At 67.1% G+C, this 21,521-nt stretch carries 13 protein-coding genes, 3 tRNA genes and 2 pseudogenes; 11 read left to right on the forward strand and 7 right to left on the reverse strand.

Annotation, left to right across the window (positions count from 1 at the left end; all coding sequences use genetic code 11):
- Positions 1 to 520 precede the first annotated feature (520 nt).
- From PZB75_RS07550 to PZB75_RS07570, 5 genes are all read left to right on the forward strand, one after another.
- Positions 521 to 2,977, forward strand: a complete 2,457-nt coding sequence (locus PZB75_RS07550) for a DEAD/DEAH box helicase family protein (protein ID WP_275534521.1) — start codon at positions 521 to 523, stop codon at positions 2,975 to 2,977.
- A gap of 83 nt (positions 2,978 to 3,060) precedes the next feature.
- Positions 3,061 to 3,660 (forward strand): hypothetical protein, encoded by a 600-nt coding sequence (locus PZB75_RS07555; RefSeq protein ID WP_275534522.1) that lies wholly within the window; start codon positions 3,061 to 3,063, stop codon positions 3,658 to 3,660.
- Positions 3,657 to 4,538 (forward strand): nucleotidyl transferase AbiEii/AbiGii toxin family protein, encoded by an 882-nt coding sequence (locus tag PZB75_RS07560; protein ID WP_275534523.1) that lies wholly within the window; start codon positions 3,657 to 3,659, stop codon positions 4,536 to 4,538. The genes PZB75_RS07555 and PZB75_RS07560 overlap by 4 nt, the downstream gene beginning before the upstream one ends.
- The gene (locus PZB75_RS07565) at positions 4,538 to 6,058 is read left to right on the forward strand and encodes a class I SAM-dependent DNA methyltransferase (RefSeq protein ID WP_275534524.1); all 1,521 of its coding nucleotides are present in this window, start codon (positions 4,538 to 4,540) and stop codon (positions 6,056 to 6,058) included. Before PZB75_RS07560 ends, PZB75_RS07565 begins: the two co-directional genes overlap by 1 nt.
- 29 nt (positions 6,059 to 6,087) lie before the next feature.
- Positions 6,088 to 7,203, forward strand: a complete 1,116-nt coding sequence (locus PZB75_RS07570) for a hypothetical protein (protein WP_275534525.1) — start codon at positions 6,088 to 6,090, stop codon at positions 7,201 to 7,203.
- Here PZB75_RS07570 and radC read toward each other — a convergent pair.
- Together radC and PZB75_RS07580 are read right to left on the reverse strand one after the other, a co-directional pair.
- A complete protein-coding gene (gene radC, locus PZB75_RS07575; RefSeq protein WP_275534526.1) occupies positions 7,187 to 7,840 on the reverse strand; it encodes a DNA repair protein RadC in 654 nt (217 codons plus the stop codon). The two genes, PZB75_RS07570 and radC, sit on opposite strands and share 17 nt — an antisense overlap.
- Before the next feature lie 28 nt (positions 7,841 to 7,868).
- On the reverse strand, positions 7,869 to 9,581 hold the full coding sequence (locus tag PZB75_RS07580; RefSeq protein ID WP_275534527.1) for a DUF262 domain-containing protein: 1,713 nt from the start codon (positions 9,579 to 9,581) through the stop codon (positions 7,869 to 7,871).
- 642 nt (positions 9,582 to 10,223) lie between these two features.
- Here PZB75_RS07580 and PZB75_RS07585 point away from each other — a divergent pair.
- Together PZB75_RS07585 and PZB75_RS07590 are read left to right on the forward strand one after the other, a co-directional pair.
- Positions 10,224 to 10,397, forward strand: a pseudogene (locus tag PZB75_RS07585) (type II toxin-antitoxin system VapB family antitoxin); the annotation flags it as partial.
- A pseudogene (locus PZB75_RS07590) lies at positions 10,394 to 10,802 on the forward strand (PIN domain-containing protein). The pseudogenes PZB75_RS07585 and PZB75_RS07590, both read left to right, overlap by 4 nt.
- A gap of 345 nt (positions 10,803 to 11,147) precedes the next feature.
- Here the strand turns inward: PZB75_RS07590 and PZB75_RS07595 are convergent.
- The 3 genes from PZB75_RS07595 to PZB75_RS07605 all read right to left on the reverse strand — a co-directional run bounded on the left by PZB75_RS07595 (position 11,148) and on the right by PZB75_RS07605 (position 11,664).
- Positions 11,148 to 11,224, reverse strand: a tRNA-Ile gene (locus tag PZB75_RS07595).
- A gap of 289 nt (positions 11,225 to 11,513) precedes the next feature.
- Positions 11,514 to 11,586, reverse strand: a tRNA-Asn gene (locus PZB75_RS07600).
- A gap of 5 nt (positions 11,587 to 11,591) precedes the next feature.
- Positions 11,592 to 11,664: transfer RNA gene (locus PZB75_RS07605), tRNA-Asn, on the reverse strand.
- Between the two features lie 186 nt (positions 11,665 to 11,850).
- Here PZB75_RS07605 and PZB75_RS07610 point away from each other — a divergent pair.
- The 4 genes from PZB75_RS07610 (at position 11,851) to PZB75_RS07625 (ending at position 17,698) form a co-directional block, all read left to right on the forward strand.
- On the forward strand, positions 11,851 to 12,153 hold the full coding sequence (locus PZB75_RS07610) for a YtxH domain-containing protein (protein WP_275538624.1): 303 nt from the start codon (positions 11,851 to 11,853) through the stop codon (positions 12,151 to 12,153).
- 227 nt (positions 12,154 to 12,380) lie between these two features.
- Positions 12,381 to 13,826, forward strand: a complete 1,446-nt coding sequence (locus PZB75_RS07615) for an FGGY family carbohydrate kinase (RefSeq protein ID WP_275534528.1) — start codon at positions 12,381 to 12,383, stop codon at positions 13,824 to 13,826.
- A gap of 207 nt (positions 13,827 to 14,033) precedes the next feature.
- Positions 14,034 to 15,767: an ABC transporter ATP-binding protein gene (locus PZB75_RS07620; RefSeq protein WP_275534529.1), complete on the forward strand. Its 1,734-nt coding sequence runs from the start codon at positions 14,034 to 14,036 to the stop codon at positions 15,765 to 15,767.
- Positions 15,767 to 17,698, forward strand: a complete 1,932-nt coding sequence (locus PZB75_RS07625; RefSeq protein ID WP_275534530.1) for an ABC transporter ATP-binding protein — start codon at positions 15,767 to 15,769, stop codon at positions 17,696 to 17,698. Before PZB75_RS07620 ends, PZB75_RS07625 begins: the two co-directional genes overlap by 1 nt.
- Before the next feature lie 190 nt (positions 17,699 to 17,888).
- Here PZB75_RS07625 and PZB75_RS07630 read toward each other — a convergent pair whose 3' ends face one another.
- Together PZB75_RS07630 and dnaG are read right to left on the reverse strand one after the other, a co-directional pair.
- Positions 17,889 to 18,995 carry an RNA polymerase sigma factor gene (locus PZB75_RS07630; protein WP_343286276.1) on the reverse strand — a complete coding sequence of 369 codons (1,107 nt, stop codon included), beginning with the start codon at positions 18,993 to 18,995 and terminating at the stop codon, positions 17,889 to 17,891.
- A 534-nt stretch (positions 18,996 to 19,529) separates the two neighbouring features.
- Positions 19,530 to 21,455 (reverse strand): DNA primase, encoded by a 1,926-nt coding sequence (dnaG, locus tag PZB75_RS07635; RefSeq protein ID WP_275534532.1) that lies wholly within the window; start codon positions 21,453 to 21,455, stop codon positions 19,530 to 19,532.
- Positions 21,456 to 21,521 lie beyond the last annotated feature (66 nt).

Below are 21,521 nucleotides of genomic sequence, written 5' to 3' on the forward strand. Positions count from 1 at the left end.
TCAGCCCTCCTCTGCCCTTGTCAGTCTTTTCCGATCCTTGTGTCCAACCAGCGTCCAGAACGCGTCCTGCAAGGACAAGCCCAACCAGCTTCCGAGACGATCGCCCCAGCTCAGAAGTGCGCCTCGAACTCGCCCACAGCGGATTCCCCTGCCACCGGTCAACAGTTCGACCCCCGGCGCCGGGATGGAGTCTCGCGGCACCACGTCCGGCACAGCCTGAGAGCCAATCCGGAACGAGCGACCGCCGAACCCCGGGCTGGTGATCACCGCGGGGACGTAGCGGGCATTGTTGGCGGCGGCCGCCCCAGTGAGAGAGCGCCCGCCACGAGGAGGGACACCGAGTTCGGGCTTCTTGACGGCGCTGCGATCCTCGGTGTTGCACTCGGCCGGTCGGAGATGCCGCCCTGCGCTCCGCCGAGTACCCACCACGCCAGCGCAGGCCTCACAGCACAGGGTGAGGTCAGGCCTAGTGACCGATTCATATGGCATGTGTCGTAGCCCTGCTGTACCAATGCTCCTTATGGGGAGTGCAGCGGGGTTCAGCGAGCAGGAGACGTGTCGAGCCTTCGTCGTGCCGGCGTTGTCGGCTGCGGGCTGGGGCAAAGAGCAGGTCCGAGAGCAGTACCCGATCAACGACGGCAAGATGATCGCGTCTGCGCGTAGGCACCGCCGGGGGCCCGCGCTGGTGGCGGACTATGTGCTGGAGTATCGCGACGACGCGCCCATCGCTGTCGTCGAGGCCAAGCGAACCAGCATCGACGTAGCCGCAGGTATCGAGCAGGCCAAGCGATACGCGACACGCCTCGGACTACCGGTCGCCTACGCAACTAACGGATTGGAGATCTGGGAGATCGAGATCGGCGGCAACCGCCACAAGGTCTCGCATTTCCCCTCGCCGGAAGAGCTCTGGGCCAGGTACTGCGAGGGCAAGGAGATCACGTCCGACCTTGAGCGCGAACTCGTGCTCGCCCCATTCGACAACAGGTTGCGTAACACCGACCTCACTCCCAAGCGCCCGCGCTACTACCAGCGCCGTGCCGTGAACGAGGCCCTGCTGGCCATCGCTCGAGGGGAGAAGCGCATCTTGCTGACGCTCGCCACCGGCACCGGGAAGACCATGGTCGCCTTCCAGTTGGTGTCAAAGCTTCGCCGGAGCTCTTGGAAGGGGGGTGAGAAGCCTCGTGTTCTCTATCTCGCCGACCGTAACATCCTCGTCGATCAGCCGAAGGACGACTACTTCGAGCCAGTGTTTGGAGACGTCGTTCACAAGATCGGCGGTGGCCGTGCACAGCGAGCCCGGCAGATCTTCTTCGCCCTATATCAGTCCCTTGAGAGCGAACGCGGTGACGAGCAGGCTCTGTTCAGCCAGTACCCGCGGGGCTACTTCGACCTCATCATCGTCGACGAGTGCCACCGAGGCAGCTCCAACAGCGAGTCGAAGTGGCGCTCGATCCTGGAGTACTTCGAACCGGCCACCCAGCTCGGACTCACGGCAACCCCGATCCAGGAAAAGGAACGCGACACCTTCGGGTACTTCGGTGAACCCGTCTACGAGTACTCCCTCAAGGACGGCATTGAGGACGGGTTCCTCGCCCCTTACCGGGTCCGCCGAGTGCACTTGAACGTCGATCTGACGGGTTTTCAGCCCGAGCCCGGTCAGCTCGACGTCGACGGCGACGAGATCCCGGATAAGGTCTACACGCAGCGGCACTTCGAGAAGGCCCTGGCTATCCAGGAACGCACCGACGAGGCTGCCCGCTACATCACCGACTACCTGCACCAGACCAACCGCATGGGCAAGACGATCGTCTTCTGCGAGAACAACGATCACGCGCACAGGGTAGTTGCAGCTTTGAATCAGGCGAACCTGGACGTCGTCGCGCAGTTCCACGACTACGTCTGCAGCATCACCGACCGCGACGGTACGGCCGGGCTGGAACTCCTGGACAGGTTCCGGAAGGACTACACGGACGAGCCCGTGATCGCCGTGACGAGTCAGATGCTGACCACCGGCGTGGACATCCCCTCGGTGCGCAACATCGTGCTCCTGCGTCGGATCCGGTCCATGCCGCAGTTCAAGCAGATCATTGGACGGGGTACTCGACTGTGCCTGGACATCGAGAAGGGATCGTTCGACATCATCGACTTCGTCGAGGCGACGAGACTCTTCGAGGACCGGGAGTTCGACGGTCCACCGCTGCGCATCGTCAACGACCGGACAGATGAGCAGGGCTCGCTGATCGACAGCACCGACGATGAGGTGACGCCGGACAGCGTCGCCGAGGAGGTCGCCGAGCCGGACGCACCCTTCGAGTCGCAGGAAGGTGGGGCGCTACCGAGGGACGACTCTGATGGTCCCGTAGTCACCGACGAGGACGAAGCCGACGCGATCCAGAGCAGCAAGAAGCGCATCTACGTGACTGGCGTCGAGGTCTTTGTCTGGAACGACGTGCACTACCAGCTACAGTCCGACGGCCGGACCCTGAAGCTCGTCCGGTATCGCGAGTTCGTGCACGACCGGGTCCTGGAACTCGACCTGTCGCCGACCGACCTGCGCGCCCAGTGGGCGACGGTCAAGAGTCGCGAGGCACTCCGTAAGCGGTTGTACGACCAATGCGACATCACAGAGGACGACCTGCTCCGCAAATTGGATCACCCTGAGGTGGATCCAATCGATCTGCTGATCAACGCGGCATGGGAGCTTCCGCTCGTCAGCAGGGCCGAGCGGGCGCATCGGGTGCGGCGCGAGCACGCGGACTTCCTCACGAGCTTCGCCCCTGAGGCCCGAGTCATACTCGATGCTCTGCTGGACAAGTTCACCGAGCAAGGCGCGTCCGAACTGTCGCCGAGCGCCTTGCGGGTACCTCCGTTCCGGCAGATGGGAAGGGTCATCCAGTTGGCGAGTCACTTCGGCGGGGTCCAGAGCATGCACGGCGCCATTGACGAGCTCGGCAAGCGCATCTTCGATGTCGCATAACTCCATCATACTTTTAGTTTGGTGCGCGCGTGCCGCACCAAACTAAAGGAGAATAGGAGGATACTGACTGCTATCCTGGTGGTGTGCTCAGCGACGACACCGTACGTGACCGGCTATGGCGGCTAGCCAGCCGCCAGCGCGGCTACTTCACAGCCGCCCAGGCGCTCGGCGTCGGCTACTCATACCAGGCACAGCACTTCCACGTCCGGCACCGCAACTGGACCCGCATCGACCGAGGCATCTACCGCTTCCGCGAGTACGAGCACCTCCCCAGCTCCGAGACGGACAGCCTCGTCCGCTGGTCCCTGTGGAGCCGGGGCCGCGCGGTCATCTCTCACACCACCGCGCTGGCCGTCCATGACCTGGGTACGGCCAACCCTTCTGAGGTGCATCTGACTGTGCCGCCGGGATTCCGGCAGAAGGATCTCGCCGTCGTGCTGCACCGGGCGTCCCTGGCCGAGACCGAGATTGAGCAGCACGAGGGTTTCCGTATCACTACTCCGGTGCGTGCCATCGTTGAGTGCGCCGCGGCAGCCGTGGATCAGGACGTACTTGACTCCGCCGTGGCAGATGTCCTGGAGCGCGGGATGTCCAGCCGCCGTCGCCTCCTTCATGCCGCCCAGGAACTGGGGTCCCGGGCTGAACTGGGCGTGGAACGCGCCATGAGAGCCGAGCTGTCATGAAGGAGAAGGGCTATAAGGACGCCACCGCGCTCCGCCGGGCTCTGGAAGCCAGGTTGAAGCGGCAGTCCGACTCGGACGGTACGGATCTGGGCCGCCTGCGTCGGCGTGTCGTCTTCGACCGGCTAGCGGCACGCCTGTCAGCCGATCCGGACGGTGAGTGGATTCTCAAGGGGGGTGCTGCGCTCGAATTCCGGCTGCGTAACCGGGCGCGGGCAACCAAGGATCTCGACTTGGCCGTACGGGCGACGGATCTGGACGGCGACGCCATACGCGACGCCCTGCTCGACGCCGTGGGCGAGGATCCGGACGGGGACTGGTTCACCTTCCGTATCGCACCGCCGGTGGCTCTTGCCGCAGATGCGGCCGGGCGGCCTGCGTGGCGGTTTTCCGTGGAAGCCGGGCTGGCGGGCAAGCCGTTCGCCGGCATCCGGCTGGACGTCGCGGCGCGTGCCGAGGAGTTGGCGGCCACCGAGCCGCTGGCGCTGCTAGGAGTCCTGGAATTCGCGGGAATTCCGGCGCGCACGATCGAGGCAGTGGACCGGCGGCAGCACTTCGCCGAGAAGCTGCACGCCTTCTCCCGCGACTACGGCGACCGCCCCAACACCCGCGTCAAAGATCTCGCCGATCTCGTCCTCTTGATCGAGACCGGCCTGGTGCCCGATCGCGAACTGTACGACGTAGTCGAGCACGTCTTCACCGTCCGGGCCACTCACCCCCTGCCCAGCGCCCTCCCTGATCCACCGCCTCTGTGGCGCGAAACTTATCCGTCCCTCGCTGACGGACTGACCGAGACCACGCCTTCCCTGGATGCCGCGCTCGCTCTGTTGCGTGTCTTCTGGGACAAGGCTGTCGCCGACACCACCGGAACGGAACTCTGATGCCCACCAAGGACACGGACGGCCAACTAGCCATCGAAGTGCCTGCACAGCCCAGGAAGCGGACCCGTGCAGAGCTGCAGTCGGCCATCAAGTCGGCCCGCGACATCATGCGCAAGGACGCGGGCCTCAACGGCGACCTCGACCGCCTGCCTCAGCTGTCCTGGATTCTCTTCCTCCGCGCGTTCGACGTGTGCGTGGAGCAGGAGCGGGCCGCCGAGAACCTCGACTACGAACCTGCGATCGCTGCGCCTTACGACTGGGCGAGCTGGGGCGCCCGAGCCGAGTTCACGGGCGACGAGTTCCTGGAGTTCGTGAACACCGAGCTCCTCCCCTACCTGCGCGGTCTAAGCAGCGACAAGGAAGGCGACCCACGAAATGTGATCTCTACGATCTTCCAGGAGATCCATAACCGGATGCTCTCAGGCACCCTCCTACGTGACCTAGTTAACGTCATCAACGACATCAGCTTTGAGTCCGCAGACGACATCCACACGATGGCGTACGTATACGAGTCGATCCTCAAGGAGATGCGAGACGCCGCCGGTGACTCCGGCGAATTCTACACGCCTCGCCCTGTGATCCGCTTTATGGTTGAGCAGTCGTTTTTGAAGCTCGGCATGTCGATTCTCGACCCGGCGTGCGGGACGGGCGGATTCCTCGTCGAGGCGTACGACGAACTACGAGAACTGCCTCAATCCCAAGTACAGGTAGCGCAGCTACACCACAACATTCGAGGTTTCGAGAAAAAGCCCCTTCCCTATCTGCTCGTCATGATGAACCTACTACTGCACGGAATTGACGTTCCGAACATCGTCCGCGCTAACGCACTGGTACGGATGCGCGAAGAAAGCAGCCCTCGACACCGGGTCGATGTCGTTTTGACCAACCCTCCTTTCGGAGGCGAAGAGGAGAAGTCTGTTGCCGCGCGATTCGATAAAGCGGGTGTCGGCACTCAGGAGACGGCCTGGCTGTTTCTTTTCTCGGTGATCGAGCGCCTCAAGCCCGGGGGCCGCTGCTCAATCGTCCTACCGAATGGCTCACTTTTCGGTAGTGGTGTGGGCGCCAAGGTCAAGGCTAAACTCATGCGGGAATGCAACCTGCACACTGTGGTCCGACTCCCCCAGGGGGTCTTCGCGCCCTACACTCCGATCGCGGCCAACCTGCTCTTCTTCGATAAGACCGGCCCAACACAGGAAACTTGGTTCTACGAGATCCCTCTGCCGGAGGGGCGGCGCGGCTACAGCAAGACCAAGCCCATGCGGTATGAGGAGTTCGCTGACTGCGCCCAGTGGTGGGGAGGCGAGGGCCGTGAGGGACGCGAGCTGAATGAGCGCGCGTGGAAGGTAGCGGCAGAAGACATCCAAACGAGCGGCTACAACCTCGACCTGGTCAATCCCCACGTCGGCGACGACCTGGCCCACCGGTCACCAGGGGAACTCATCGACGATTTGATCAAGACAGAGCAGGAGATTCTGGGGCTACTAGGCGAGCTCAGGACGGAACTGGGAGGTGAGCAGTGAAAACTACTAGCCATGTCCTAGAAGACGTCATGTCTCTAGTGCGCAGGCCCGTAGCCATTAGCCCTGACGGAGAGTATCGCGAGATCGGGCTTAGATCATTCGGTCGTGGCGTCTTCCATAAAGACCCCGTCTCGGGCACTGAGATTGGGGAGAAGAGGGTATTTTACATCAAGCCCGACGACCTTCTATTCAGTAACGTATTCGCATGGGAGGGGGCCGTCGCACTTGCCACAGAACGTGAAGACGGTCTCATCGGATCGCACAGGTTCATGACTTTTAGAGTCAACGAATCCATCGCCGAGCCACGATACCTCCTCCACTATTTCTACGGCGGACCCGGGCTTACCAAACTCGTCGCCGCATCCCCTGGCTCAGCCGGCCGCAATCGCACATTGGGGATGAAAGCACTAAAAGTACAGTGCGTAGACCTTCCTCATATTGACGAGCAGCGCCGCATCGCCGACAAGCTCGACGCAACCCTCGGGCGGGCGAGCAGCACTATCTCATTGCGTCAAAAAATGGTCTCCCTCCAGGCAAACCTCGCTGCCTCACTCATCTCGTCCGCCGTCGAGTCTGTGACGGATTCCGTCCGCGTTGGCGAGGTCATCGCGTTCAAACGCACCGCCCTCGACATCGACCCCGAAACCGAGTACCGAAGTATCGGAATCCGCTCCTTCGGTAGAGGCTTCATCCGACACACCCCTGTCAACGGAGAAGATCTCAGCAAGCTCAGTTACTTCACCTTCCCCGAAAATGCTCTCGCGCTCAGCAATCTCATGGCCTGGGAGGGAGGAATTTCTGTCACCAGATCTGAGGACATGGGCTACATCGCATCCAACCGATTCTTCTTCTACCTTCCAACCGACGATCGGGTGAACACGAGCTACCTGCGGCACTTCCTACTCAGCAAGCCCGGCCAAGCTCTCATCGCCTCCGCCTGTTCAGCTGGAGCAGAGCGCAATCGCACCCTCGGCCGCAAGCGGTTCGAGGAGCTAACGTTCCCCCTGCCTCCTCGCCCCGTCCAAGATCATGTCGCCCACGTGCTCGATACTCTCGCCGAGCGGTTGAACTCCGCCTACTCTGAACCCGCCCTCAACGCACTCCGACCGTCGATCCTCAACGCCGCCTTCACGGGCCGTCTGTGACCCGGCGCCATGCGCCGTCCGTCACCACCACGTGATCCAGGAAGCGCAGCCCGACCACTGCAGCGGCCTCGCGGAGGCGGGTGGTCGCTTGGTGGTCGGGGGCGCTGGGAGTGGGATCGCCGGTGGGGTGGTTGTGGGCTACGCCGAAAGACGCACCGCCGGAGGCTAGGACGAGGGCGAGGACGTCGCGGACCGGGATGAGACTGCGGTCGGTCGCGCCCTCAGTAAGACGGGCCGTACGGAGCACCGCGCCGGACGCGTCGCAGACCACCACGATGACGCGCTCATGGCGCAGCCCTCGGAGCAGTGGCGCCGCGACGGCGGCGAGGTCGGCCGTCGCGGCGACACGACGCCGTTCGGTACCACCGACGTTGGCCACGCGGCGGGCGAGGTGGAATGCGGCAGCGACCCGTACAGCCTTGGCCGGCCCCATCCCTGGCAGCGCGACCAACGCGTGCGGATCCGCACGCGCCAACCCTCGGAGCCCCCCGTGCGCGGCGATCAACTCACCGGCCAGCTCCACCGCATCCCACCCTCGTCTCCCGGAACCAAGGAGCAGAGCGAGCAACTCCCGGTCGGCGAGCGCCTCCGCGCCCAGCTCCCACAGTCGCTCGCGAGGCCTGTCGCCAGCTGGCATGTCGGTGACTCGCATCTATCACACCCGCTCAGTCGGCGGAATCACGGTCGACCGGTTCCTCGCCAGCCTCGCCGTCATTCTCGGCTTCATCGGGCACTGCCACATACTCCCCGGCCCCGTCCGCCGACGTACCAATAAGCTGCATGAGCCGCTGGTGCAGCGTCTCAGAGCGGGCTTGCAGGAACCCCTCGTAGTCGTCCCGTTGGGCGGCATCGAAAGCCGCGTCATCGACGAGGCAGGTGGCGAGGCGCGTCCGGATCGTGGCCGTCCCCTGGGTCTCGCAGAGATCCTTGAGATACACCGACGGCGGCTGATCGCTGATATAGATGTTGGTCACCGAGCTGAGCATGATTAGGTTGGCGCAGACGTTCGCCCGGTTCTGCCCCAACCCCTGTCGCTTCAGGAACGCGCGGGGAAAGAAGTGGTGGAACTCCTTGTCGTTCTGCCACGACAGCGCCCTGTCCGTGTCGATACGCCGACCGTGGCGCAGGTCCAACGGGTGTGCCTCAGCAAGCAGCAAACCCAACAGCTTTGAGGGCGCGTTGGTGGTACGGAACTGGCTGCGCCGCCACAGCACGCTCCGTGGCAGACCCGCTCCGACCTCGATGTCGGCACTCTCGCTCCGTGCGAAGGCACGTACCGCCTCACGGTCGTCGGCCATCTGTCGAGAGTTCCACCCCTTGAAGTACTCGCCGCTGGCGGTCAACCAGAACCACCGCTCGATGGCGTCGAACTGGGCGGCCGTAGGCTTGGGCAACTGACGGAAGATCTCCACCAGGACCGCGAACTGGTTGTAGTAGGGCAAGGCGTTCGCCCGGGGTGTACGGATCTGCGTGGTCAGGAAGTCCACGGCGAGCTTCGCCGCCTCTCCCGCCGACTCAACTGCGCGCTCCAGCTCCTCACGGGACAGGTCCCGCATCCTGTTCATGTCGTCGCGGGAGAACCCGAAATCCGCCGCCGCCGAGATCGTGCGCAGCATGGTCTTCGTGTCGACTCGGCCATATCGTTTCCGGTCGAGTACGCCGAGGAGCTCATCGATCTCGTCTTTCAGATCGAACTCAGGACTCCATGTCGCGGCACGCATCAAGTCGACAACCGTGAGCGGGGTAGCCGTGCTGTTGATCCGTTCAAAGACCTTGGCAACCTCCGACGACGGCATCCCGCGGAGGGTGATGACGGCGATCTGATAGTTCGAGAAGCGGTTGTACAGGGCCTTCGCCCGCTCCTGAAGTTCCGCAGATCCAGCCTTCGAAGCACGGTCGGCGAACTCGAACCCGTCAGACAGCAGGCGCAGTGGCATCACGTGAGCTGGTGGATCGTCCAGCGTGTCTGCGTGGCGGAACTCCTGCTGCTCCAAGTCATAGATGACGTTCCAGAGGCTTTGCGGGTCATCTTGAGGCTCCCAGTGGAGGGCTCCGCAGATACTGGCGAGTCGCTGCTGACCGTCGAGGATGTAGTTGACTGGGTACCCGTGCCGCTGCTCACCTACCGCGAGGCCGCCCACGGTGCGCTCGCTGGCCAGCTGCTCGGTGCTCTGCCAGAGAAGGATGCTGCCGATGGGGTAATTGCGCGACACCGAGTCGAGCAGGTCCAGGATCTGCTGCCGCGTCCACACGAAGTTCCGCTGGAACTTCGGCAGTACGACATCCCCCTCCAGTACCCGGTCCACGACTGTCACGAGCCGGGGCACGTTGGAGTCCGGGTCCTGTGCCTTGCGCCCTTGAGCAGGTACGGCCGCCATACGAGTCCCCCTTCTGTCAGCGTGTCTGCAGCGTATGGGGCCACTCTGACATCAGGCCGTCCCGGACTCTGCGAGAGGTTCCATCCATCGCTCGTCGGTCGCTTCCGCTCTACCGGGCCTTTACCGGAGACGAGGACACAGCAGCAGACGACAGCCTGCCGGTCAGGCTCAAGCCCGTCCGCATCCGCCGCCCCGAGGAGATCGGCCTTCGCGAGCGACTCCACGCCCAGTCCCACCCGAACGAGCAGGCCCACCGCTAGCACCCACGATCAATCTCGCCGATAACCGCTGGCTCGCTGTTTTCCCAGTCCGTACCAGTCTGGTCACTGAAAGTGATCAGAGCTACCCCGCAAGGCCGTTTTCTGTTCGGGCAGTTTCCTTACCCCGGCCTGCGCACCAGACGGGCCGGCATCCACGGTCCCTCCGCTGCCAGCCCGGTACTCGACCGGCCGCGCCGCGGATGACAACCCCACGCGCAGACAGCAAGTAAATGGGACAACGAATCAGCCCGGAGACACCGTCGTCTGGACACGACTACGCCGCCCCGGCCCCTGTACAGCCCCTGGGGCTAGGTATCAGCTCTCAAGGCAGCCGCCCTGACCGCGAGCGATAACCTCGATCACCTACTCCGCCACAGGTCAGACCGCGCTGCGGGAAGTCACGGCCCGCTACCGGCGCCTGCGGGCACTCGATGAGGCCCGCGAACTGGTGGCCGAGGGCGCTCTGGACATCGACCTACTGCTGCACAAGCGCGTATACCGCCCCACAAGCGCGGGCGCGGCGACCGACGACCGCGGCACCGGGGCGCACGGGTGACCATCGCCGGCTACCTCATCGACACCTCCGCCCTCGCCCGCGTCCTCCTCCGCCAGAACACCGCCCAATGGGACAACAGGATCGCCGCCGGCCTCATCGCGATCTGCGACATCACCGAACCGGAAGTCCTCTACTCAGCCCGCTACGGACCGCACCTGCTTGAAGGCGGCCCTCGACGCCCACTACGCCTGGTGCCCCAAACCCGACGGCGTCTACCACCGCTCCCGCATCACCCAGGAACAGCTAACCGCCAAGGGAGAACACCGCAGCGCGGGCCCCGGCGACCTGCTGGTGGCCGCAGCCGCGGAAGAGGCGGGACTCACCCTCCCCCACTACGACCGCGACTTCGAAACCATCGCCCGCACAACAGACCAGCCGGTCCGCACGATCGACCTCAAGCAGTAGAGCTCGCGCGGCACCGACGAACACCGAGCCTCTGACCGACCCGCCCGCCTGGCGGTCAGTCCGCTGCGGCCCGGGCCGTCTCCCGCCACCCAGAGGTCACCGGGCGACACCACCTCCGGATCCTCGCGTCCAGCCAGCGTCCAGAATTCGACGTCCAGACGCTCACACAGCCCACCCACGACGCCATCCTCCAGCCGTGGGCCGATACGTCTACGCAGGTCAGAGTGACCTCAACTAACGCTGATGGCAACGGAGTCGAACTCACGAGCAGCGGATTCAGCCCCGTGAACCAACGCCCTGAATCCGCACCCCAGATGAGACGTTTCCGCAGGTCAAAGGCGCGCATGGTGGGGCGGGTGGGACTCGAACCCACGGCCGACGGATTATGAGTCCGCTGCTCTAACCGGCTGAGCTACCGCCCCTTTTCGGCGTGGCGCGTACAAGTGTGCGCGCCGTCTGCCGCAGCATAGCCGGTCATACGATTTCTCGCTTCGGACGGTCGGCATCACCTGCCCATGAGGACCGCGCTGCTCGCTGCCCGGTTCCGGACGGCTCGAAGTGGACGCGAAAGAGTCACCGCGAGCCGCCGGAAACCGGGTGAAAGCCGGGCGAAAGCCAGATGGAAACCCGGCTGTTCCGGTCGGCCGCTCACCGCGTCATCGTGAAGCCATGGACACGAAAAAGGACCCCGAAGGGTCCTCTTCCGTTCTGCTCCCCCGACTGGACTCGAACCAGTAACCCTCCGGTTAACAGCCGAATGCTCTGCCAATTGAGCTACAGGGGACCGCGCTCCCCCGACTGGACTCGAACCAGTAACCTGCCGGTTAACAGCCGGCTGCTCTGCCAATTGAGCTACAGGGGATTGCTGCATCGCCTCGAACGTACCTGCCTGGCTGCTGCCGGGCGGCGCGCGTTCGCTGCGACACATACATTAGCGCAAGCAGGGGGGTGCTCCGCCAATCGGTGTCGCGCGGGGTGATCCCGGGCTTCCCGGGGTAGGCGGGCAGCACACGTCACGGAGCTCACGGAACAAGGAAGGGTGGCAGCCATGCGGTACCGGCTCACGTTCATCGCCGGACTGGCCCTCGGTTACGTGCTCGGCACGCGCGCCGGGCGCGAGCGCTACGAGCAACTGAGGAAGTCCGCGCGCCAGGTCGCCCAGAACCCGGCCGTACGCAACGCCGCCGAGGCCGCCGCGCAGAGCGGCCGGGAGATCGCGGACAAGGCGTATCACTCGGTGAGCGAGAAGGTCGGGGACAAGGTGCCGTCCGCCGTGTCCGACCGGGTGCGTTCGCTGCGGGACCGGGGGCCGGGGGGCCGGGCCGACGACTGGGGCACCACCGCGACCTGAGGCGCGCGACGCGCCCACAGCGCCCGACAGCGGCGAGAGCGGCGACAGCGGCGAGATGAGAGTGGTGGGAGCGGAGGGTTCGATGATCCCTGTGGGGTCGTCGGCCCCTCCGTTCCGCGCGTCCGGCCCTCCGTTCTCCGCGTCGGACCTTCCGCTCTCCGCGTAGGCCCCTCGCGCTGCCGTGCCACCGGTTCGGGAAACCTCCGGCGGTGCGGCAGAATCTCGGTATGGGGATAGTCGCCGGATTGGACAGTTCTTCCGCCTTCACGCACATCGTCGTCTGCGACGCGGACACGGGCGCGGTGCTGCGGCAGGGGTATGCCGCACACCCCGTCGAGGCGAAGGCCACCGAGATCGACCCGCAGGTCTGGCTGCTCTCGCTCGGCGAGGCCGCCGGAGGCGGGCTGCTCGAAGGCGTGCAGGCCATCGGGGTGTCGGCGCAGCAGCACGGTCTGGTACCGCTGGACCACCTGGGCAATCTGGTCCGCCCCGCGCTGCTCGGCAACGACAAGCGGGCGCAGGCCGCCGCAGCCGATCTGGTCGACGGGCTCGGCGGGCGGCAGGCCTGGGCCGAGGCCGTGGGGGCCGTGCCGCAGGCCGCGCAGCCGGTGTCCAAGCTGCGCTGGCTGGCGCGGACCGAGCCGGAGGCCGCGCGCCGGGTCGCCGCGGTCCTCCAGCCGCACGACTGGCTCGTGTGGCAGTTGCTCGGGCGTCCGGCCCGCCGGACCACCGACCGGGGCGCGGCCTCGGGCACCGGGTACTGGTCGGCGGGCGACGCCGCGTACCGGCCGGATCTGGTCGAGCTGGCGCTGGGGCAGCCGGCCGCGTTGCCCGAGGTGCTCGGTCCCTCCGACGCCGCCGGTACGACGCCGGAGGGCCTGCTGATCTCCGCGGGTACCGGCGAGACGATGGCGGCGGCCTTCGGGCTCGGTGTCGGGGTCGGTGACGCGGTCGTGTCGCTGGGGGCCTCGGGGTCGGTGATGGCGGTGCACCACGAGGCGCTGGCCGATCCGACCGGGATGATCACGTCGTTCGCCGATGCCACCGGGATGCATCTGCCGGTGGTGTACACCTCGAACGCGGTACGGGCGTTGCGGGGCACCGCCGAGATGCTGGGCGTCACGGATCTGGACGAGTTGTCGGCGCTGGCGCTGAAGTCGACGCCGGGGGCCTCCGGGCTCGTCCTGCTGCCGTATCTGGAGGGCGAGCGCACCCCGCGCCTGCCGCACACCGCGGGCACGCTGAGCGGGCTGCGGCGTGAGTCGATGAAGCCGGAGCACCTGGCGCGGGCGGCCTTCGAGGGGATGCTGTGCTCGCTGGCCGACGCCCTGGACGTGCTGCGGCACCGGGGGGTCGGGGTGCGGCGGGTGTTCCTGCTCGGGGCGGCCGCCGAGCTGCCCGCGGTGCAGGCGCTGACGCCCGCGCTGTTCGGTACGCAGGTCGTCGTGCCGCAGCCCGCGCAGTACGCGGCCCTCGGCGCGGCCCGGCAGGCGGCCTGGGCACTGGGGGTCTCGCGGGGGATGCTCGATCCGCGCACTCCCCCGGCCTGGCGGGGCGCGGCGGCGCAGGTGCTGGAGCCGGGCGAGGAACTGGCGGTCGGCCAGGCCGTGCGTCAGCAGTACGCCGCCACCCGGGAGCAGATCCATCCGGAGGCGTTCGGTCCCGGGCACTGAGCCGGGGCGGTTGTGCAGCGGGGCAAGTCGGTTGTCCGGTGGGGCGGTTGATCAGGCCGTGACAGGGTGTGCGCGGTCCTGTCCGGTGCGTCCCACCCCCGGGTGGTTTTGACCCGGGCTTGAGGAAAAACGTTCGCGGTCGCGGTGTCGCGTACCGGAAACTGGGTCGACTCCCGACCTTCTTCGCTGCCGACTCGAGAGACACGCGTGCTCATAAAACTTCTACGGACCTATCTCGGGCCGTACAGAAAACCCATTCTGCTGCTGGTCGCCTTCCAGCTGTTGCAAACCTGCGCCACTCTCTATCTGCCCACCCTGAACGCCGACATCATCGACAACGGTGTCATCAAAGGTGACGCCGGGTACATCCTGGCCTTCGGCGGCATCATGCTCGCCGTGTCCGTCGTCCAGGTGCTCTGCAACATCGCCGCCGTCTTCTACGGAGCCCGTACGGCGTCCGCTCTGGGCCGGGACGTGCGGGCCTCGGTCTTCGACCGGGTGCAGTCGTTCTCCGCCCGGGAGGTCGGGCGTTTCGGGGCGCCCTCGCTGATCACCCGTACCACCAACGACGTCCAGCAGGTCCAGACGCTGGTCCTGATGTCGTTCACGCTGATGGTCTCGGCGCCGATCATGTGCGTCGGCGGCATCATCATGGCGCTCGGCCAGGACGTACCCCTCTCGGCGGTGCTGCTGGCCGTGGTGCCGGTGCTCGGCATCGCGGTGAGCCTGATCGTCAAGCGGATGCGCCCCCTGTTCCGCACGATGCAGGTGCGGCTCGACAAGGTGAACCGGGTGCTGCGCGAGCAGATCACCGGCAACCGCGTCATCCGCGCGTTCGTCAAGGACTCCTACGAGGAGGAGCGGTTCCGCGGCGCCAACACCGAGCTGACGGACGTCGCGCTGTCCACGGGCCGGCTGATGGCGCTGATGTTCCCGACCGTGATGACGGTGGTGAACGTGTCGTCGATCGCGGTCGTCTGGTTCGGCGCGCACCGCATCGACAGCGGCGGGATGGAGATCGGCGCGCTGACGGCGTTCCTGGCGTATCTGATGCAGATAGTGATGGCGGTCATGATGGCCACCTTCATGTTCATGATGGTGCCGCGCGCCGAGGTGTGCGCTGAGCGCATCCAGGAGGTGCTGGGCACCGATTCGAGCGTGGTGCCGCCGAGGAATCCGGTACGGGAGCTGCGCCGGCACGGTCATCTGGAGGTGCGCGGCGCCGAATTCGCGTACCCGGGTGCCGAGCAGCCGGTGCTGCGCTCGGTCGATCTGGTGGCGCGGCCCGGGGAGACCACCGCGATCATCGGGTCGACGGGCAGCGGGAAGTCGACGCTGCTGGGTCTGGTGCCCCGGCTGTTCGACGTGACGGACGGCGAGGTGCTGGTCGACGGCACGGACGTGCGGACGCTGGAGCCGACGCTGCTGGCGAAGACCGTGAGTCTCGTACCGCAGAAGCCGTATCTGTTCTCCGGGACGGTCGCGACGAATCTGCGGTACGGGAATCCGGACGCCACCGACGAGGAGTTGTGGCACGCCCTGGAGGTGGCGCAGGCCAAGGAGTTCGTGGAGCGGCTGGAGCACGGTCTGAACGCGCCGATCTCCCAGGGCGGCACGAATGTCTCCGGTGGGCAGCGGCAGCGGCTGGCGATCGCCAGGACGCTGGTGCAGCGGCCGGAGATCTATCTGTTCGACGACTCGTTCTCCGCGCTGGACTACGCGACCGACGCGGCGCTGCGCGGGGCTCTGCTGCGGGAGACCGCCGAGGCGACCGTGGTGATCGTGGCGCAGCGGGTGTCCACCATCCGCGACGCCGACCGGATTCTGGTGCTGGACGAGGGCCGGGTCGTGGGGACCGGTACCCATCAGGAGCTGATGGAAGGCAATGAGACATACCGGGAGATCGTGCTCTCCCAGCTGACGGAAGCGGAGGCCGCGTAATGGCCGGGCCTGGCGGGCGCATGATGGCGGGCGGAGCTCCCACCGAGCGGTCCATGGACTTCAAGGGCTCCGGCAAACGGCTGCTGGGGAGGTTCGGCAGCGAGAAGACCTCGCTGTACCTGATGCTCGCGGCGGGTGTGCTGAGTGTCGCGTTCTCGGTGATCGGGCCGAAGATCCTCGGCCGGGCCACCGACCTGGTGTTCGCCGGGGTCATCGGTGCCCGGATGTCGGCCGGGACGACCAAGGCGCAGGCGGTCGAGGCCGCCCGGCACAGCGACAACGGTCTGGCGGACCTGCTGTCCAAGGTGGACTTCGTCCCCGGGCAGGGCATGGACTTCGGCGCGATCCGTGACGTACTGCTGCTGGCGCTGGCGGTCTACGTGGGCGCGGGGCTGCTGATGCTGGTGTCGACGCGGCTGTCGATCCGGGTCATCAACCGGGTCGTCTTCCAGTTGCGCGAGGACCTTCAGACGAAGATGTCGCGGCTGCCGCTGTCGTACTTCGACCAGCAGAAGCGCGGGGAGGTGCTGAGTCGGGCGACGAACGACATCGACAACATCTCGCAGACGATGCAGCAGACGATGGGCCAGCTCATCAACTCGCTGCTGACCATCGTCGGTGTGCTGGTGATGATGTTCTGGATCTCGCCGCTGCTGGCGCTGGTGGCGCTGGTGACGGTGCCGCTGTCGCTGGTGGTGGCGACGAAGGTCGGCAAGCGGTCGCAGCCGCAGTTCGTGCGGCAGTGGAAGGTGACGGGCAAGCTCAACGCCCATATCGAGGAGATGTACACCGGGCACGCGCTGGTGAAGGTCTTCGGGCGGCAGGACGAGTCCGCGAAGGACTTCGCTGAGCAGAACGACGCGCTGTACGAGGCCGGCTTCAAGGCGCAGTTCAACAGCGGGATCATGCAGCCGCTGATGATGTTCGTCTCGAATCTGAACTACGTGCTGATCGCGGTCGTCGGTGGGCTGCGGGTGGCCTCCGGGGCGCTGTCGATCGGTGATGTGCAGGCGTTCGTCCAGTACTCGCGGCAGTTCTCGATGCCGCTCACCCAGGTCGCCTCGATGGCGAACCTGGTCCAGTCGGGTGTGGCGTCGGCCGAGCGGGTCTTCGAACTGCTCGACGCGGAGGAGCAGGGCGCCGATCCGTCGCCGAAGGCGGCCGAGCGGCCGGCCGAGGCGCTCGGCCGGGTCGCGCTGGAGCGGGTGTCGTTCCGTTACGACCCGGAGAAGCCGCTCATCGAGGATCTGTCGCTGAGCGTGGAGCCCGGTCAGACGGTCGCGATCGTCGGGCCGACCGGTGCGGGCAAGACCACGCTGGTCAATCTGCTGATGCGGTTCTACGAGGTGTCGGAGGGCCGGATCGCGGTCGACGGCGTCGACGTGTCGAAGATGTCGCGCGACGACCTGCGGGCCGGGATCGGCATGGTCCTCCAGGACACCTGGCTGTTCGGGGGGACGATCGCGGAGAACATCGCGTACGGCGCCTCGCGCGAAGTCGGCCAGGAGGAGATCGAGGAGGCGGCGAGGGCGGCCCACGCCGACCGCTTCATCCGTACCCTGCCGGACGGTTACGACACGGTGATCGACGACGAGGGGTCCGGGGTCAGCGCGGGCGAGAAGCAGCTGATCACCATCGCTCGGGCGTTCCTGTCCGATCCGGTGATCCTGGTGCTCGACGAGGCGACCAGCTCGGTGGACACCCGTACCGAGGTGCTGATCCAGAAGGCGATGGCCCGGCTGGCGCACGGCCGTACGAGCTTCGTGATCGCGCACCGGCTCTCCACCATCCGGGACGCCGACGTGATCCTGGTCATGGAGAACGGCTCGATCGTCGAACAGGGCACGCATGAGGGGCTGTTGGCCGCCAAGGGAGCGTACGCGCGGCTGTACGCGGCGCAGTTCGCGCAGGCGGTCGCCGAAGTGGACTGAGGTGGCGGCGGTTTCGGCGGTGCCGGTCCGGCCCGCTCCCGGGCGGTACGCCGTCCGGGAGCGGGCCGGAGGTCTTCGTACGGCTCCGGGCGTACGGTTCCGGGAGCGGGCCGGAGGTCTTCGTACGGCTCCGGGGCGGGCGTTTTCGTACGGGCTCGGGGCGCTGCCGGTCCCCGTGCCTGTACCGCGTTCAGTCGAGGTAGCCGCGGAGCTGGTCGGCGAAGGCGTGGTCGCGCAGCTTGTTGAGGGTCTTGCACTCGATCTGGCGGATGCGTTCACGGGTCACGCCGAAGATCCGGCCGATCTCCTCAAGGGTGCGGGGCCGCCCGTCGGCCAGCCCGTAGCGCAGTTGGATCACCTTGCGTTCGCGTTCGCCCAGTGTCGAGAGCACCACGTCCAGGTGCTCGCGCAGCAGCAGGAACGCGGCGGACTCGACCGGGGACGTGGCGTCGCCGTCCTCGATGAGGTCGCCGAAGGAGACGTCGTCCTCCTCGCCGACCGGGGCGTGCAGGGAGACGGGTTCCTGAGCGAGGCGGAGGACTTCGCCGACGCGCTCCGGGGACAGGTCGAGCTGGGCAGCCACCTCCTCGTTGCTGGGCCGGCGGCCGTGCTCCTGGAGCATTCCTCGCTGGGCGCGCACCACGCGGTTGATCAGCTCGACGACGTGGACCGGGACCCGGATCGTGCGGGCCTGGTCGGCGAGGGCGCGGGACATGGCCTGTCTGATCCACCAGGTCGCGTACGTCGAGAACTTGTAGCCCCGGGCGTAGTCGAACTTCTCGACCGCCCTGATCAGTCCGAGGTTTCCCTCCTGGACGAGGTCGAGCATCGTCAGTCCCCGGCCGACATAGCGTTTGGCGACGGAGACGACGAGCCGGAGGTTGGCCTCGATGAGCCGGCGCTTGGCCACCCGGCCCATCACGACCAGCCGGTCCAGATCGACGGCGAGCCGGGAGTCGGGATCGGAGGTCCGGGCCAGCTTCTCCTCGGCGAACAGACCGGCTTCGACGCGGCGGGCCAGCTCCACCTCCTCGGCGGCCGTGAGCAGCGGGATGCGGCCGATCTCCCGCAGGTACTGGCGGAACAGGTCGGAGGACGGGGGGCCGGTGTCCGGACGGCCGCGCCGCTCGGACGGTCCCGGCGGGTGCGCCGACTCCTCCAGCACCGTGGACCCGGGCGCGGGGACGGGTGACGGGCCGGGTGGCGGCGGGTCCACGGCTTCCGGATGGTGCGCGGGCCGCTTCTGTGTGGGGATCGCCGAGACGTGCTCGGTCTTGGTCACGGTCCGGGTCTGCACGGGGGCGACCTCCAGGTGATCGCTGCCGGACCGCGGGATGGGCGGCCCGCCGTCGGCGGGTCGGACGCGCTCCGATGACTCAGGCACCACCACCAGTGTGGGGTACGACACAGCGCCGCCACGAGGGGCGTGCGCCACCTTTTTGCGGCCGGTACGTGACCGCGTGGTCACCGGGGGCGTCGCCCGGGGACCTGAAGGGACGAGGCGGACCCGCGGGGGCGTCGGAGCGCGACGGGGTCACCGGGGCGCCGGGGGTGTCGGGGGCGCCGGGGCGGGGGTGCCGGGGCACCGGGGCCGGGGTGCTTCGGGCACCGGGGCGGGAAGCCGAGGTGTCGTCGGAGCACGACGGAGGTATCGGGACGCCGCCGCGAGCGCGGCGGAGATCGTGAGCGCGACGGGAGACCGGCAGAGGAATCGGGGGGCCGCCGGAACCCACAGAGACGGGGGGCCGCCGGGGCGCGACAGAGACCAGGGCGCCGCCGGGGCGCCACGAAGACCGGAGTGCCGCCGCGGCGCGGCGAAGGACCCGGGCCCTCAGAGCGCGGCGGTGCCGTTGTTGCGGAGCGACTGCGCGTACTGCTGGAGCACCCAGACCTCGTTCTGCGCCGCCGCCATCTGGTCGGGCGCGACCTTGCTGCCGAGACGGGCGAGGCTGCCCTGGACGTCGTGGATGCGGCGGTCGACGGCCCGCAGCCGGACCTGGACGAGCTGCATGCCCGCGTACGTCTCGTCGATCGTCTTGCCGTGGAAGACCTCGACGGCCAGCTCGGTGACGAGGTTGCGCACGGTGTCGTCGGGCGCGGCGTCGAGGACCTTGGCCAGGTAGTCCCGGGGCTCGGGCACGCCCTGCTCCGCGCCGCCCGCCTCCTCGATGCACCGGCGGACCGCCGCGTAGGGCTGGGCCGTGAACTCGTCCGTGCCGTACGCGTCGAACGCCGGGGAGACCAGCGCGGGCCGCTGGAGGGCGAGCTTGAGGAGTTCGCGCTCGGTGCGGTGGGCGGGGCTGCGGAGGTTGAGCGCCGGGCCGGAGAGCGCGGGGCCCGACTGGACGGCCGGGTGGGAGGAGCCGCCCCGGGCCGGGGTCCGGGCGGGTCGGCCGGTCTGCCCGCCCGGCCCGCGTTCGCCCCGGTCGCGGGCCCAGCGGGCGAGCTGGGCGACCCGCTTGACCACGAACTGGGTGTCGAGGATGCCGAGCATCCCGGCCAGCTGGACGGCGACCTCGTGCTGCGAGGAGGGGTTCTTGATCCTGGCGACGACGGGCGCGGCCTCGTCGAGCGCGGCGCCCCGGCCGGCCGGGGTCTCCAGGTCGTAGCGCCCGACGATCTGGCGGAGCGCGAACTCGAAGAGCGGGGTGCGGGGTTCGACGAGGTCGCGGACGGCCTCGTCACCCTTGGCGAGCCGCAGGTCGCACGGGTCCATGTTGTCGGGTGCGATGGCGATGTACGTCTCGGCCGCGAACTTCTGGTCGTCCTCGAAGGCGCGCAGGGCGGCCTTCTGGCCGGCCGAGTCGCCGTCGAAGGTGAAGATGACCCGGGCGCTGCCGTTGTCCATCAGGAGCCGGCGGAGGATCTTGATGTGGTCGTTGCCGAAGGCGGTGCCGCAGGTCGCGATGGCGGTGGTGATCCCGGCGAGATGGCAGGCCATGACGTCGGTGTAGCCCTCGACGACGACGGCCCGGCTGGCCTTCGCGATGTCCTTCTTGGCGAGGTCGATCCCGTACAGCACCTGCGACTTCTTGTAGATCGCGGTGTCCGGGGTGTTGAGGTACTTCGGGCCGTTGTCGTCGTCGCGGAGCTTGCGGGCGCCGAAGCCGACGATCTCTCCGGAGGTGTCGCTGATCGGCCACATCAGCCGGCCGCGGAAGCGGTCGATGGGGCCGCGGCGGCCGTCCTGGGAGAGACCGGAGGTGATCAGCTCCTTGTCGGTGAAGCCCTTGCCGCGGAGATAACGGGTGAGGTGGTCCCAGCCCGCCGGGCTGTAACCGATGCCGAAGTGGGCCGCGGCCGCCTGGTCGAAGCCCCGCTCGGCGAGGAACTTCCGGCCGATCTCGGCCTCCACCCCGTCCAGCTGCTCCACGTAGAACTGGGCGGCGGCCTTGTGCGCCTCGACCAGCCGGATGCGCTCGCCGCGCTGGTGGGAGGGGTTGTACCCGCCCTCCTCGTACCGCAGGGTGATGCCCGCCTTGGCGGCGAGGCGTTCGACCGTCTCGGAGAACGAGAGGTGGTCGATCTTCATCACGAAGGCGATCGTGTCGCCGCCCTCCTGGCAGCCGAAGCAGTGGAAGAGGCCCTTGCCGGGGCTGATCTGGAAGGAGGGGGACTTCTCGTCGTGGAACGGGCAGAGTCCCTTGAGGTTGCCACCGCCCGCGTTGCGCAGCTGTAGATACTCGGAAACGACGGCGTCGATCGGGACCGCGTCCCGGACCGCCTTCACGTCGTCGTCATTGATCCTGCCTGCCACGGGTGAAGTCTACGGGTGGCGTCGGACATCCCGACCCGGCGGGCGGGGAGGCGGGAATCCCGTGCC

It is taken from the genome of Streptomyces sp. AM 4-1-1 (genome assembly GCF_029167625.1).
GTDB lineage: Bacteria > Actinomycetota > Actinomycetes > Streptomycetales > Streptomycetaceae > Streptomyces.